10 protein-coding genes and 4 tRNA genes are annotated in these 12,584 nt (G+C 72.4%); 8 read left to right on the top strand and 6 right to left on the bottom strand.

What is annotated here, in order from left to right; genetic code table 11:
* Positions 1–279 precede the first annotated feature (279 nt).
* Positions 280–486 carry a developmental transcriptional regulator BldC gene (gene bldC / locus ACGF0D_RS23155; RefSeq protein WP_014137253.1) on the top strand — a complete coding sequence of 69 codons (207 nt, stop codon included), beginning with the start codon at positions 280–282 and terminating at the stop codon, positions 484–486.
* Between the two features lie 358 nt (positions 487–844).
* Here bldC and ACGF0D_RS23150 read toward each other — a convergent pair.
* Together ACGF0D_RS23150 and hrpA are read right to left on the bottom strand one after the other, a co-directional pair.
* Positions 845–918: transfer RNA gene (locus tag ACGF0D_RS23150), tRNA-Asp, on the bottom strand.
* A gap of 145 nt (positions 919–1,063) precedes the next feature.
* Positions 1,064–5,077: an ATP-dependent RNA helicase HrpA gene (gene hrpA, locus ACGF0D_RS23145; RefSeq protein WP_392881779.1), complete on the bottom strand. Its 4,014-nt coding sequence runs from the start codon at positions 5,075–5,077 to the stop codon at positions 1,064–1,066.
* A 141-nt stretch (positions 5,078–5,218) separates the two neighbouring features.
* Between hrpA and ACGF0D_RS23140 the strand changes: the two genes are divergently transcribed.
* Positions 5,219–5,737 (top strand): SigE family RNA polymerase sigma factor, encoded by a 519-nt coding sequence (locus ACGF0D_RS23140; protein WP_392881781.1) that lies wholly within the window; start codon positions 5,219–5,221, stop codon positions 5,735–5,737.
* Entirely contained in the window at positions 5,734–6,654 is a 921-nt protein-coding gene (locus ACGF0D_RS23135; RefSeq protein ID WP_392919062.1) for a hypothetical protein, read from the top strand. The genes ACGF0D_RS23140 and ACGF0D_RS23135 overlap by 4 nt, the downstream gene beginning before the upstream one ends.
* Before the next feature lie 240 nt (positions 6,655–6,894).
* On the opposite strand, the gene ACGF0D_RS23130 is transcribed toward ACGF0D_RS23135, so the two are convergent.
* The 4 genes from ACGF0D_RS23130 to ACGF0D_RS23115 form a co-directional block, all read right to left on the bottom strand.
* Positions 6,895–6,968: transfer RNA gene (locus ACGF0D_RS23130), tRNA-Phe, on the bottom strand.
* 27 nt (positions 6,969–6,995) lie between these two features.
* Positions 6,996–7,069: transfer RNA gene (locus ACGF0D_RS23125), tRNA-Asp, on the bottom strand.
* Between the two features lie 64 nt (positions 7,070–7,133).
* Positions 7,134–7,206, bottom strand: a tRNA-Glu gene (locus ACGF0D_RS23120).
* Between the two features lie 125 nt (positions 7,207–7,331).
* Positions 7,332–7,673 (bottom strand): metallopeptidase family protein, encoded by a 342-nt coding sequence (locus ACGF0D_RS23115; protein ID WP_360257883.1) that lies wholly within the window; start codon positions 7,671–7,673, stop codon positions 7,332–7,334.
* 70 nt (positions 7,674–7,743) lie between these two features.
* Here ACGF0D_RS23115 and crcB (ACGF0D_RS23110) point away from each other — a divergent pair, with 70 nt between their 5' ends.
* From crcB (ACGF0D_RS23110) to ACGF0D_RS23090, 5 genes are all read left to right on the top strand, one after another.
* The gene (gene crcB / locus ACGF0D_RS23110; RefSeq protein WP_392919059.1) at positions 7,744–8,247 is read left to right on the top strand and encodes a fluoride efflux transporter CrcB; all 504 of its coding nucleotides are present in this window, start codon (positions 7,744–7,746) and stop codon (positions 8,245–8,247) included.
* Positions 8,244–8,648 (top strand): DUF190 domain-containing protein, encoded by a 405-nt coding sequence (locus tag ACGF0D_RS23105; protein WP_392881803.1) that lies wholly within the window; start codon positions 8,244–8,246, stop codon positions 8,646–8,648. The genes crcB (ACGF0D_RS23110) and ACGF0D_RS23105 overlap by 4 nt, the downstream gene beginning before the upstream one ends.
* Positions 8,645–9,019 (top strand): fluoride efflux transporter CrcB, encoded by a 375-nt coding sequence (crcB, locus tag ACGF0D_RS23100; protein WP_392919057.1) that lies wholly within the window; start codon positions 8,645–8,647, stop codon positions 9,017–9,019. Before ACGF0D_RS23105 ends, crcB (ACGF0D_RS23100) begins: the two co-directional genes overlap by 4 nt.
* A gap of 206 nt (positions 9,020–9,225) precedes the next feature.
* Positions 9,226–9,966 (top strand): hypothetical protein, encoded by a 741-nt coding sequence (locus ACGF0D_RS23095; protein ID WP_392919054.1) that lies wholly within the window; start codon positions 9,226–9,228, stop codon positions 9,964–9,966.
* A 195-nt stretch (positions 9,967–10,161) separates the two neighbouring features.
* Positions 10,162–12,426: a DEAD/DEAH box helicase gene (locus ACGF0D_RS23090; protein ID WP_392919052.1), complete on the top strand. Its 2,265-nt coding sequence runs from the start codon at positions 10,162–10,164 to the stop codon at positions 12,424–12,426.
* The last annotated feature ends 158 nt before the right edge of the window (positions 12,427–12,584 follow it).

The raw sequence follows: 12,584 nt of genomic DNA, 5'->3' as shown, positions 1-12,584 counted from the left end.
GAAACGGAGGGTCTGGTCCCTTCGTAACCGGATGTCATTGCTATGTGACTGTCCGCTATGGGGTGGTCCATCGCCATCCGTCGGCCTTGAACCCGTGAGGGGTCAATTTTGGCGGTTTGGTCGATAGGGCTGGACGGATGGTGTAGTTGTAGACACCAGGACAAGCCGTTCGTCCTATAACCGACTCGGCCCGTCTATGCCATTTCGGGCATCGCGGGCCAAGGTGCAGAATTTGAAGGATAGAACCGCCCTGGTTCGGTTCTCCCGAGGAGGCCGCTCATGACCGCTCGTACCCCTGATGCTGAGCCGCTGCTGACGCCGGCAGAGGTTGCCACCATGTTCCGCGTGGACCCGAAGACGGTCACCCGCTGGGCCAAGGCGGGCAAGCTGACGTCGATTCGCACGCTCGGCGGTCACCGCCGTTACCGTGAGGCGGAGGTGCGCGCTCTGCTTGCTGGGATTCCCGCCCAGCGCACTGAGGCCTGATAGGCCAAAGGCTCTTTAAAGGGGCCGCTTACCGGACTCCGCCGGGTCCGGTAAGCGGCCCCTTTGTCGTACCCGCGCGCGGGTGTTCGGCGTCGGTCAAGTGGTCGGAATGTTGAACTCCGGATAACGATTTGATGCGCCTGGGGTGGGGGGGATTTACAGTGAATACCTGTACAATTTTACATATTAAATTAGCGAGGTTCTGGAGGGGGCTTCGGAGGGCCGGCTCCGGAGGGGGTTCCGTGACGACTGTCACACCGTCAGTCACTTGTGGTCTAGACCTGGCCGGGGTAAGGGGCCGAGAAGTAAAACGCGAGAGGCCCGGAACCTGAACGGTTCCGGGCCTCTCGCGTTGCGGCGATCCCGACGGGACTTGAACCCGCGACCTCCACCTTGACAGGGTGGCGAGCTAACCAACTGCTCCACGGGACCAGGTTTTCCTGATCTCGTTCACTCGCTTGCCGCGCTGCGAACAAGACAGACTGTAGCCCATGGTGGGCCCCCAGGTCGAACTGGCTCCTGAAGGCCCACCCGCAGCTCACGGCCGCGGCCCGGGAAGGCCGCGGCACCGCCCGGGTCAGAGCGTCGCCCGAGCCGCCTCCATCGCCTTCACGATCCGCTTCTCCGAGACCGGGCTCGGCGTGCCCAGCGACTGGGCGAAGAAGCTGACCCGCAGCTCCTCGATCATCCAGCGGATCGCCCGCACCTCCGCGGAGGGCTGGTGCCCGGCCGGGACGGCCGCCAGCAGCTCCCCGTACGCCTGCTGCACCTGCTGCACCTTCAGCAGCTGCTGGGCGTCCCGCTGCGGGTGGTTGGGCAGCGCCTCCAGGCGGCGGTCCACCGCCAGCAGGTAGCGCTTGAGGTCCGGCAGCCGCTGCCAGCCGGTGGCGGTCACGAAGCCCGGGTGCACCAGCGAGGCCAGGTGCAGCCGGATGTCGTTCACCGCGTTCAGCAGCACCGGGCTGCTCACCGTCTTCAGCCGGGTCGAGGCCTTGTGGAAGGCGATCAGCGCGGTGGCCGTCTTCAGCGTGGTGTCCGCGGACAGCTCGTACAGGTCAGCGCGCACCTTGTCGTGCAGCTTGCCGAACGCCGCCTCGTCCCAGGCCGGGCCGCCGGCCAGGGTCATCAGCCGGTCCGTCGCCGCCGCCACGACGTCCTCGAACAGGGCGCCGATGGAGCCGTGCGGGCTGTGCGAGAGCGCCAGCTTCGCCTGGTTGCCCAGCCGGCCCTGGATCGACTTGGCCGGGGAGTTGGTGGTCAGCATCAGCAGCCGCCGCGTCCCCTCCCACATCGACTGGGCCTGCGCCTGCGTGGTGTCGAACAGCTTCACGGCGACCGACTGGCCCTCGTCCACCAGGGCCGGGTAGGCGCGCATCGAGTGGCCGCGCGAGCGCTGCTCGAAGGTGCGCTGGAGCACCGGCAGGGAGGCCGGCCAGGCGGTCAGCCCGCTCTGCTCGATGCCCTGGCCGGAAGCGGCCGAGGAGAGCGTCTCCTTGAGCTTGGGCTTGAGCTTCAGCCGCAGCTCCTCCAGGTCCTTGGACTCGGCGAGCCGGCGCTTGCCGTCCACCACCCGGAAGGTCACCTTGAGGTGCTCGGGCACCCGTTCGTCGTCCCAGGCCTCCGGGGGCACGGTGACCGCCGTCAGGCGCTTCAGGGCGTGCTCCAGGGCCGGGAGGAGCCCCTCGGCGGAGCCGAACGTGCCATCAGTCCGGCGGTCCCTCACGGCACGCAGCGCCGCCCTGGCGAAGTCCGGCGCGGGGACGAAGTTGCGCCGGAGCGCCTTCGGCAGCGACTTGATGTACGCGGTGACCAGCTCCTCCCGCAGACCGGGGATCTGCCAGTCGAAGCCCTCCGCGGTGACCTGGTTGAGCACCGGCAGCGGGATGTGCACCGTCACGCCGTCCGCGTCGCTGCCCGGCTCGAACTGGTAGGTCAGCCTGAAGCGGAGCTTGCCCTGCTGCCAGTGGTCCGGGTAGTCGGCCTCGGTGACGCCGTCCGCGGCGTCGTTGATCAGCATCGACTTCTCGAAGTTCAGCAGGTCCGGCTGCTCGTGCCGGGCCTTCTTCCACCAGGAGTCGAAGTGCCGGGTGGAGACGACGTCCTCGGGCAGCCGGGCGTCGTAGAAGTCGAACAGGGTCTGGTCGTCCACCAGGATGTCCCGGCGGCGGGCCCGGTTCTCCAGCTCCTCGACCTCGCCGAGCAGCCTGCGGTTCTCCGCGAAGAACCGGTGGTGGGTCTCCCAGTCACCCTCGACCAGCGCGTTGCGGATGAACAGCTCGCGGCAGAGCTCCGGGTCGATCCGCCCGTAGTTGACCTTGCGCTGGGCGACGACCGGCATCCCGTAGAGGGTCACCTTCTCGTACGCCAGCACGGCGCCGGCCTTCTTCTCCCAGTGCGGCTCGCTGTAGCTGCGCTTGATCAGGTGGCCGGCCAGCGGCTCGACCCACTCCGGCTCGATCTTCGCGTTGATCCGCGCCCACAGCCGGGAGGTCTCCACCAGCTCCGCCGACATCACCCAGCGCGGCGGCTTCTTGAACAGGCCGGAGCCGGGGAAGACCGCGAAGCGGGCGCCGCGCGCGCCGCCGTACTCGCGCTTCTCCACGTCGTACAGGCCGATGTGGGAGAGCAGGCCGGCCAGCAGCGACTGGTGGATCCGGTCGGCGTCCGGCTCGGCGTCCGGGTGCGGCTCCTCGATCGCGACGCCCAACTGCTTGGCGACGGTGCGCAGCTGGACGTAGATGTCCTGCCACTCCCGTATCCGCAGGTAGTTGAGGAACTCCGCCTTGCACATCCGGCGGAACGCCGAGGAGGAGAGCTCCCGCTGCTGCTCCCGGACGTAGCGCCACATCGCCAGGTAGGAGAGGAAGTCGGAGGTCTCGGAGTTGAACCGGCGGTGCCGCTCGTCGGCGGCCTGGCGCTTCTCGGCCGGGCGCTCGCGCGGGTCCTGGATGGAGAGGGCGGCGGCGATCACCATGACGTCGCGGACGCAGCCGTTGCGGTCCGCCTCCAGCACCATGCGGGCCATCCGCGGGTCCACCGGGAGCTGGGCGAGCTTGCGGCCCAGCTGGGTCAGGCGCTTGCGCGGGTCCTTCTCGTCCGGGTCGAGCGCCCCCAGCTCGTGCAGCAGGTGGACGCCGTCCTTGATGTTGCGCGAGTCCGGCGGGTCCAGGAACGGGAAGGCGGCGATGTCGCCGAGGCCGGCCGCGGTCATCTGGAGGATCACCGAGGCCAGGTTGGTGCGCAGGATCTCGGCGTCGGTGAACTCGGGGCGGGAGAGGAAGTCCTCCTCCGAGTAGAGCCGGATGCAGATGCCGTCCGAGGTGCGGCCGCAGCGGCCCTTGCGCTGGTTGGCGCTGGCCTGGCTGATCGCCTCGATCGGCAGCCGCTGCACCTTGGTGCGGTGGCTGTAGCGGGAGATGCGGGCGGTGCCCGGGTCGATCACGTACTTGATGCCGGGGACGGTCAGCGAGGTCTCGGCCACGTTGGTGGCCAGCACGATCCGGCGGCTGCGCGAGCGCTGGAAGACCTTGTGCTGCTCGGCCGAGCTGAGCCGGGCGTACAGCGGCAGGATCTCGGTGTTCTTCAGCTTCAGCTTGCCGAGGGCGTCGGCGGTGTCGCGGATCTCGCGCTCGCCGGAGAGGAAGACCAGGATGTCGCCGGGGCCCTCGGCCTGGAGCTCCTCGGCGGCGTCGCAGATCGCCTGGACCTGGTCCCGGTCGCGGTCGGCGTCGGTGGTGTCCTCGTCCTCCTCGGCCCCGTCCTCGACGAGCGGCCGGTAACGGACCTCGACCGGGTAGGTGCGCCCGGAGACCTCGACGATCGGGGCGTCGCCGAAGTGCCGGGCGAAGCGCTCCGGGTCGATGGTCGCCGAGGTGATCACGACCTTGAGGTCGGGCCGGCGGGGGAGCAGCTGCTTGACGTAGCCGAGGATGAAGTCGATGTTGAGGCTGCGCTCGTGCGCCTCGTCGATGATCAGGGTGTCGTACTGGTGCAGGTCGCGGTCGGTCTGGATCTCCGCGAGCAGGATGCCGTCCGTCATCAGCTTGACCAGGGTGTCCTGGCCGACCTGGTCGGTGAACCGGACCTTCCAGCCGACCGCCTCGCCCAGCGGACTGTCCAGCTCCTCCGCGACCCGCTCGGCCACCGTGCGGGCGGCGATCCGGCGCGGCTGGGTGTGGCCGACCAGGCCGCGCACGCCACGGCCGAGCTCCAGGCAGATCTTCGGGATCTGGGTCGTCTTGCCGGAACCGGTCTCGCCCGCGACGATCACCACCTGGTGGTCCCGGATCGCGGCCAGGATCTCGTCCTTCTTCTGGCTGACCGGGAGTTCGGCGGGATAGCCGATCTTCGGGACGGCCTGCCGGCGGCGCTCGACGACCAGCTCGGCGCGGTCGATGTCGGCGGCGATCTCGGTGGCGATCTTCTGCCGGGCCTCGGGCTTGCGGACCCGACGGGCCCCCTCCAGCCGGCGCCCGATCCGCACCTGGTCGCGCAGGGTCAGCTCGGGCAGACGGACGGCCAGCTCGCCGATTCCGGGTCCCTCGGCGGGTACGGCGGCGGACTGGACTGCGGGAGAACTCACTGCGGGCATCCCTCTAGGTTCGCAAGGAGGCACGGCGGAGCGCACCTCGGTTTTCGAGCCCCTCCAGTGTCACAGCCGTCGGCGACGAATCGCGAACGACGGGCAACGGTCCACGGCCGTCCCGGGCTCCGGGAGGGTGAGGAGGTGCTCATGGGAGCCCACAAGACCGCCCGGGACGAGGAGTTCCGGGCGTTCGTCGGCAGCGCGTGGTCACGGCTGCTCAGGACGGCGTACCTGCTCGCGGGGGACCGCCACGGCGCCGAGGACCTGGTCCAGCAGGCACTGGAACGGGCGTACGCGGCCTGGAACAGGGTGCGTGCCGCCGACGACCCGTACGCCTACGTGCGCCGGATCGTCTTCAACGAGCACGCCAGACGGTTCCGGCGGCGGCTGGTCGAGTACCCGGTCACCGCGTTCCCGGACCGGCCCGCGCCGGCCGGCGCCGACCCCGACGACCGGGCCGTGCTGCTCGCCGCGCTCGACACCCTGCCGCCGCGCCAGCGCCAGGCCGTGGTGCTGCGGTACTGGGAGGACCTCAGCGAGACCCAGACCGCGGCGGCGATGGGCTGCACGGTCGGGACGGTGAAGAGCCAGGCCGCCAGAGGACTGGCCAAACTCCGCGGGGCCTCCTCACTCATCGGACTGACGAGCATCGGAGGGACAAGATGAGCGACGGGTACCTGCCCGGGGACGCGCAGGGCGGCGACGAGCCGGCGACGGTACGGGCGCTGGGCGAACTGGCCGGGAGCGTCGAGACCGGCGCGGTGCCGTACGACCGGCTGATCGCCGGCGGCCGGCGGCGGCTGCGACGGCGGCGGCTGCTGACCGCCGGGGCGGCGGCGGTGCTGGTCGCGGGCATCGCCGGGGGGACGGCGGTGCTCGGCGAGCGCGGCCGGCAGGCGGTCTCGACCGTGGCGGTGGCTTCGGCCTCGGTCACCGCGGCGGCCGCCCCCGGCTCCCCGGGCGCTCCGGCCACCGTTTCGGCCGCTCCTTCGGCGGCGGGCGTGCCCGCGACCCGGGACCCGTTCACCCCCGTCCGGGTCAAGCTCGCCGAGGGCGCGGCGAACGGCCACACCTGGCAGGCCTGGGCCGCGCTGTGGCCCGCCCCCTCCAGCAAGGAGGACTTCGCCAAGCAGGCCCGGCTGATCCAGGCGGAACGGCACGAAACCGATCCGAAGGCGAAGCCGGTCACCCAGAAGGACATCGACATCAACTGGGACCCGCGCATCGACCGGGTGAACTACTACTACACCGTGGACGGCAAGCGGCAGGCGGACGACGCCCTGCCCGCGGTGTCCGCCCCGGGCGGGTTCCCGGCCGCCGTCGGGGGGGCCTCGCTCGGCCTCCACGACGACGCGGGCGTCCCCGCGGTGGTGATCGAGGGGGTCCAGGCCGAGGTCGCGAAGGTCGTGGTCGCCTGGAAGACCGGCGGCACCACCGAGGCGGTAGCGGTCACGGTCGGGGACTCCCCGTTCCGCTTCTACGCCCTCGCCGCGAAGCCGGGCACCGACGCGGCGGCCGTCACCTACTACAAGGCGGACGGCTCGGTGGAGCGCACCACCGAGCTCTGGCTCCGGACCTCCTGAGCCGCCCACCGGGCGGGCCTCCACGGGCGACGCGCGGCCCGGCCGGCGTCCGGAGCCGGTCGAGGGCCGGGGTGGTGGCGGACGCCCGCGGCAGGGCGTCGACCACCTGCTCGGCACCGCTCCGCCACTCAGGAACAGCCTTCAGGCCCACCTGCTCGCCCTCGTCACCCGTGAGGCGGTGACGAGGAGCGTGAACGACGAAGCCCCCGTAGCGAATTCGCTACGGGGGCTTCCCGGTTGTGGCCAGGGCCGGGGTCGAACCGGCGACCTTCCGCTTTTCAGGCGGACGCTCGTACCAACTGAGCTACCTGGCCGTACTGCACCGTCTCTTGCGAGACGAGCGATCCCGACGGGACTTGAACCCGCGACCTCCACCTTGACAGGGTGGCGAGCTAACCAACTGCTCCACGGGACCTAGAAGTGGCGAACCACTCAGGGTCTTGCGGTCTTGCGTACTGCACTTTACTACGTGTACTGCGTGCCCCCAACGGGATTCGAACCCGTGCTACCGCCTTGAAAGGGCGGCGTCCTGGGCCACTAGACGATGAGGGCTTGCGGCCTGTCCCGCTGTTTCCAGCGTTCGGGGACGTCGAGAAGCATATGGGATGTGGGGCGGATCGCCAAAACGGGTTTCGCCCGGGTGGGGGTGCGGGTCCGTGGCGGGGTCCGCGGCGGGGTCAGGACCAGCCGAGTTCGTCGAGCTCGTGGTCGTCGAAACCGAAGTGGTGGGCGACCTCGTGGATGACCGTGGTGCGGACCTCCTCGACCACCTGCTCGCGGGTCTCGCAGTGGCGCAGGGTGGGGCCGCGGTAGATCAGGATGCGGTCGGGCAGCACGCCCGCGTACCACTCGCCGCGCTCGGTGAGCGGGGTGCCCTCGTAGAGGCCGAGGAGTTCCGGGTCGCCCGGGTCGGGTTCGTCCTCGACGAAGACCGCGACGTTGTCCATCATGGCCGCGAGCTGCGGGGGGATCTGGTCGAGGGCGTCACTGACCAGCGTTTCGAACTCTTCCCGGGTCATCTCCACCGGATCATTGTCCGGTGTCGGATGACGGTGTGCCAGGTGGCGGAGCCCGGTGTTTGATGGGGCTATGACGACCTCGGAGGGCGCCGTGGACGACGCCGTGGCGCGGGCCCGCACCGGCCGCCGTCCCGGTCGGCCGCCGGTGCTGCGCGGGCAGGGGCGGGCGGTGGCGGTGGTCGCCGCGGGCGGGGCGATCGGGGCGACCGCGCGGTACGCGGCCGGGCTCGGCCGGCAGACCGGGCCGACGGCCTTCCCGTGGACGACGCTGCTGGTCAACGTGGTGGGCTGCGCGGTGATCGGGGTGTTCCTGGTGGTGATCACCGAGGGGCGCCAGCCGCATCCGCTGGTGCGGCCGTTCTTCGGCACCGGCGTGCTGGGCGGGTTCACCACCTTCTCGACGTACGCGGTGGACATCCGCCGGCTGCTGGAGGGCGGCCGGCCCGGGCCGGCCCTGGCGTACCTCGGGCTGACGCTGGTGGGCGCGCTGGTGGCGGTGTGGGCGGCGGCCGGGCTGACCCGGCGTCTGATCCACCGGGCGGTCCGCCGCGGGGCCGGGCGGGGTGCGCGGTGAGCCGGCTGGGCGGGCCCGCGCTGCGGCTGACGGTGCTGGTCGGGGAGAGCGACCGGTGGCACCACCGCCCGCTGTACAGCGAGATCGTGCACCGGGCCAGGGCGGCCGGGCTGGCCGGGGCGAGCGTGTTCCGGGGGATCGAGGGGTTCGGGGCGTCGTCGCTGGTGCACACCACGCGGCTGCTGTCGCTGAGCGAGGACCTGCCGGTGGCGGTGGTGATCGTGGACGAGGAGGAGCGGGTGCGGGCGTTCCTGCCGCAGTTGGACGGGATGGTGGCGGAGGGCCTGGTGCTGCTGGACCGCTGCGAGGTGGTCACCTACGCGGGCCGGGAGCCGGGCCGGGACCCGGGCAGGGGCTCGGGCCGCGGGGGGACGGCGGGGCCGGGGGAGACGGCCGAGTGAACTGGCTGCTGGTGGTGGCGGGCGCGGTGGTCGGCGCGCCGCTGCGGTACCTGACCGACCGGGCGGTGCAGTCCCGGCACGACTCGGTGTTCCCGTGGGGCACGTTCACGGTGAACGTGGTCGGCTGCCTGATCCTCGGGCTGGTGACCGGCGCGGTGGCGGCGGGCGCGGCCTCCTCGCAGGTCCAGCTGCTGCTGGGGACGGGGCTCTGCGGGGCGCTGACCACCTACTCGACCTTCTCGTACGAGACCCTGCGGCTGGCCGAGACCGGCGCCGGGCGGTACGCGCTGGCCAACGTGGCCGGCAGCGTGGCGGCGGGGCTGGCCGCGGTGTTCGCGGGCGCGGAGCTGGCCTCGGCGCTCTGGGGCTGACCGGGCGCCGGAGCGGGCGCCGAGGCGGGCGGCGGCGCGGGCGCCGGAGAGGGAGCCGAAGCGGGCGTCGGAGGGCGCGCCCCGCACCGCCTCCGCCGGGCGAGCTTGCCCGCTGCCCGTGTCCCGCCGGGCCGGGCGCGCGTTGGGCACCGAAAGCGGCCGCGCGCGAGTGGGCGGCCCGGGTGGGGCGGTAGAGAGGGACCTCAGTGGCTTCGGTGCGGGCGGCGCGGACGGTGCGGGCGGTACGGGCGGTGCGGGTGCGGCTGGCCGCCGCCCGTACGGCTCCGGGGCGGGCGGCGGCGGTCCCGCGCTCGCGCGCGGTACGGGCGGCGGCGCTGCTGACGATGGCCGGGCTCGGGCTGACGGGGTGCATGTCGGTCGGCCCGGCCGCGGAGGAGAAGCACGGCGTGGCGCCGGTCGGGCAGGCCGGTCCGGCGGTCCGGCCGGGGGCGACGGGCGGGCCCTCGGCCTCCCCGGGGGCGGGGCGTGCCGGCGGGGCCTCGGGCCACCCCGAGCGGCCGGGGGGCGTCCAGGGCGACGCCGGGTCGAACGGGGCCACCGCCACGGCGCCCGGCGACTCGGCGCCGGGGTCGAACGGCGCGGGGGCCGGGGTGGTCCCGGTGCCGGGGCCGGGCGCTCCCGACGGCGGTGCGGGCGGCGGTGCGGCGGGCGGTGCGAACACAAGTCCCGTGCCGCATCCGGGCGGTGGCGTCGGCGGGTCCGGCGGTTCGGCGGGCTCCGGTGGTACCGGCGGGGCGGGCGGCACCGGCGAGGGCCGTTCCGGCGGCGGTTCGGCCGGGTCGCCCTCGTCCACCCCCAGCAACCGCCCGTCCGGCACTCCCGCGCCCGAGCACAGCTCGCCCGCCGCGACCGTCCCGCCGGCTCCGGACCCGTCCTCCGGCAGCTCCGGTTCCTCGGCCCCGAGCCCTCGCGTGGTCGGGCAATAGCGGATTGAGCAGGGCGTTTGCCTCCGATCCCCAGGCTCGTCTATGGTGGTAGATCGTTCGTTTGATCCATTTGACTGGCGCCCTACTCCCATCTGGCGCCCTTGGCGCGTTCCGGCGATCCGTGGCTGACCGCATAGAGGCGGTTGTGAAACAGAACCCCGGACTTTGGCGCGTGCCACTTCCGGAAGGTTTTGCATGTCTCTCGTTGACGACGCCCGCTTCGCCATGCCCGCGAACGAGGCCGCCGCCGATGTCACCGACACCACCGACACCCTCGACACCGCCGCGGACGAGGTGATCGCCGAGGCCGTGGAGGCCACCGAGGAGGCGGCCGCCGAGCCGACCGTCACCTTCGGCGACCTGGGCCTGCACGACGACGTCGTGCGCGCCCTCGCCAAGCGCGGCGTCACCACCCCGTTCCCGATCCAGGCCGCGACCATCCCGGACGCCCTGGCCGGCAAGGACGTGCTGGGCCGCGGCCGCACCGGCTCCGGCAAGACCCTCAGCTTCGGTCTGCCGCTGCTGACCCGCCTCGCCGACGGCGAGCGCACCAAGCCGAAGCACCCGCGCGGCCTGATCCTGGTCCCGACCCGTGAGTTGGCCATGCAGGTCGCCGACGCCCTGGAGCCGTTCGGCTCGGTGCTCGGCCTGCGCCTCAAGGTCGTCTGCGGCGGCACCTCGATGTCGAACCAGATCTACGCGCTGGAGCGCGGCGTCGACATCCTCGTCGCCACCCCCGGCCGTCTGCGCGACCTGCTGAACCGCGGCTCCGCCAAGCTGGACGACGTCAAGACCGTCGTGCTCGACGAGGCCGACCAGATGGCCGACATGGGCTTCCTGCCCGAGGTCACCGAGATCCTCGACAAGGTGCCGGCCGGCGGCCAGCGCCTGCTGTTCTCCGCCACCCTGGAGAACGAGATCGACACCCTGGTCAAGCGCTACCTGAAGAACCCGGTCACCCACGAGGTCGACCCGTCGGCCGGCGCCGTCACCACGATGACCCACCACATCCTCGTGGTGAAGCCCAAGGACAAGGCGCCGATCACCAACGCGATCGCCGCCCGCAAGGGCCGCACGATCATCTTCGTCCGCACCCAGATGGGCGCCGACCGCGTCGCCGAGCAGCTGATCGAGGCCGGCGTGAAGGCCGACGCGCTGCACGGTGGCATGACCCAGGGCGCCCGCACCCGCGTCCTCGGCGACTTCAAGGACGGCTACACCAACGTCGTCGTCGCCACCGACGTCGCCGCCCGCGGCATCCACGTCGACGGCATCGACCTGGTCCTGAACGTGGACCCGGCCGGCGACCACAAGGACTACCTGCACCGCTCCGGCCGCACCGCCCGGGCCGGCCGCTCCGGCGCCGTCGTCACCCTGGTGCTGCCGCACCAGCGCCGCGGCGTCTTCCGCCTGATGGAGGACGCGGGCGTCGACGCCTCGCGCCACATCCTGGACCACGCCTTCGACGCGGAGGTCGCCAAGATCACCGGCGCCCGCTCGCTGACCGAGGTCCAGGCCGAGAGCGCCGCCAACATCGCCGGTGCCGCCGAGCGCGAGCTCGCCGACATGACCCGCCAGCTGGAGCGCGCGCAGCGCCGCGCCAACGAGCTTCGCGAGGAGGCCGACCGTCTGGCCGCCCGTGCGGCGCGCGAGCGGGCCGAGCTGGGCATCGAGGACGAGCCGGCCGCCGAGGCCGAGGCCGAGTCCGGTGAGCAGACCGAGGCCGCTCCGGCCGCCGCCGAGGCCGCCGCGCCGCAGGCCGAGGACCGCGCCCCGTCGTACCGCGAGGCGCGCAGCGAGCGCCCGGCCTTCGGTCGTGACCGGGACCGTGACCGTGACCGTGACGACCGCCGTTCCGGTGGCTTCGGTGGCGGCCGTGACCGTGACCGCGATGACCGCCGTTCCGGTGGCTTCGGTGGCGGCCGTGACCGTGACCGCGACGACCGTCGCTCCGGTGGTTTCGACCGCGACCGCGGTGGCTTCAACCGTGACCGTGACCGTGGCGGCTTCGGCGCCGGCCGTGACCGTGACGACCGCGGCGGCCGTTCCTTCGGCGGCGACCGCGGTGGCTTCAACCGTGACCGTGGCGGCTTCGGCGCCGGCCGTGACCGTGACGACCGCGGCGGCCGTTCCTTCGGCGGTGACCGTGGCGGCGACCGTGGTGGCTTCGGTGGCGGCCGTGACCGCGACGACCGCGGCGGCCGTTCCTTCGGCGGCGACCGTCCGGCCCGCTCCTTCGGCGACCGCCCGTCCTTCGGCCGGGACCGCGACGAGCGCGGCGGCAGCAGCCGTCCGTTCTCGCGCCGCGACGACCACCGCTCCGGCGGCCGTCCGCAGTCCGACCGCGGTGGCCGTTCCTTCGGCGGCGACCGTGGCGGCTTCGGTGGCGGCCGTGACCGCGACGACCGCCGTTCGGGTGGCTTCGACCGCGACGACCGCAAGCCGCGCTGGAAGAACTGACGCCGCACCGGCGGTAGTCGACCGCCGACCCGGCTGAAACGCACGAAGGGCCCGCTCCGTCCCGGTGGTTTCTAGTGGTCGTTGCAACACGTGGTCGGTTGTCTAGGCCGCGAGGAGTTTAGCCAGGCGCTCGGCTGGGGTTTCCCAGCCGAGCGTTT

The organism is Kitasatospora sp. NPDC048298, from assembly GCF_043201465.1.
In the GTDB taxonomy this organism is placed as follows: domain Bacteria; phylum Actinomycetota; class Actinomycetes; order Streptomycetales; family Streptomycetaceae; genus Kitasatospora.
The sequence above is the reverse complement of the archived record's forward strand: the minus strand, read 5'-3'. Positions and strand labels throughout refer to the sequence as shown.

Coding starts and splice junctions, on each gene's coding strand:
- bldC (WP_014137253.1), top strand. CDS start 280: ATGACCGCTCGTACCCCTGATGCTGAGCCGCTGCTGACGCCGGCAGAG.
- hrpA (WP_392881779.1), bottom strand. CDS start 5,077: ATGCCCGCAGTGAGTTCTCCCGCAGTCCAGTCCGCCGCCGTACCCGCC.
- ACGF0D_RS23140 (WP_392881781.1), top strand. CDS start 5,219: ATGGGAGCCCACAAGACCGCCCGGGACGAGGAGTTCCGGGCGTTCGTC.
- ACGF0D_RS23135 (WP_392919062.1), top strand. CDS start 5,734: ATGAGCGACGGGTACCTGCCCGGGGACGCGCAGGGCGGCGACGAGCCG.
- ACGF0D_RS23115 (WP_360257883.1), bottom strand. CDS start 7,673: ATGACCCGGGAAGAGTTCGAAACGCTGGTCAGTGACGCCCTCGACCAG.
- crcB (WP_392919059.1), top strand. CDS start 7,744: ATGACGACCTCGGAGGGCGCCGTGGACGACGCCGTGGCGCGGGCCCGC.
- ACGF0D_RS23090 (WP_392919052.1), top strand. CDS start 10,162: ATGTCTCTCGTTGACGACGCCCGCTTCGCCATGCCCGCGAACGAGGCC.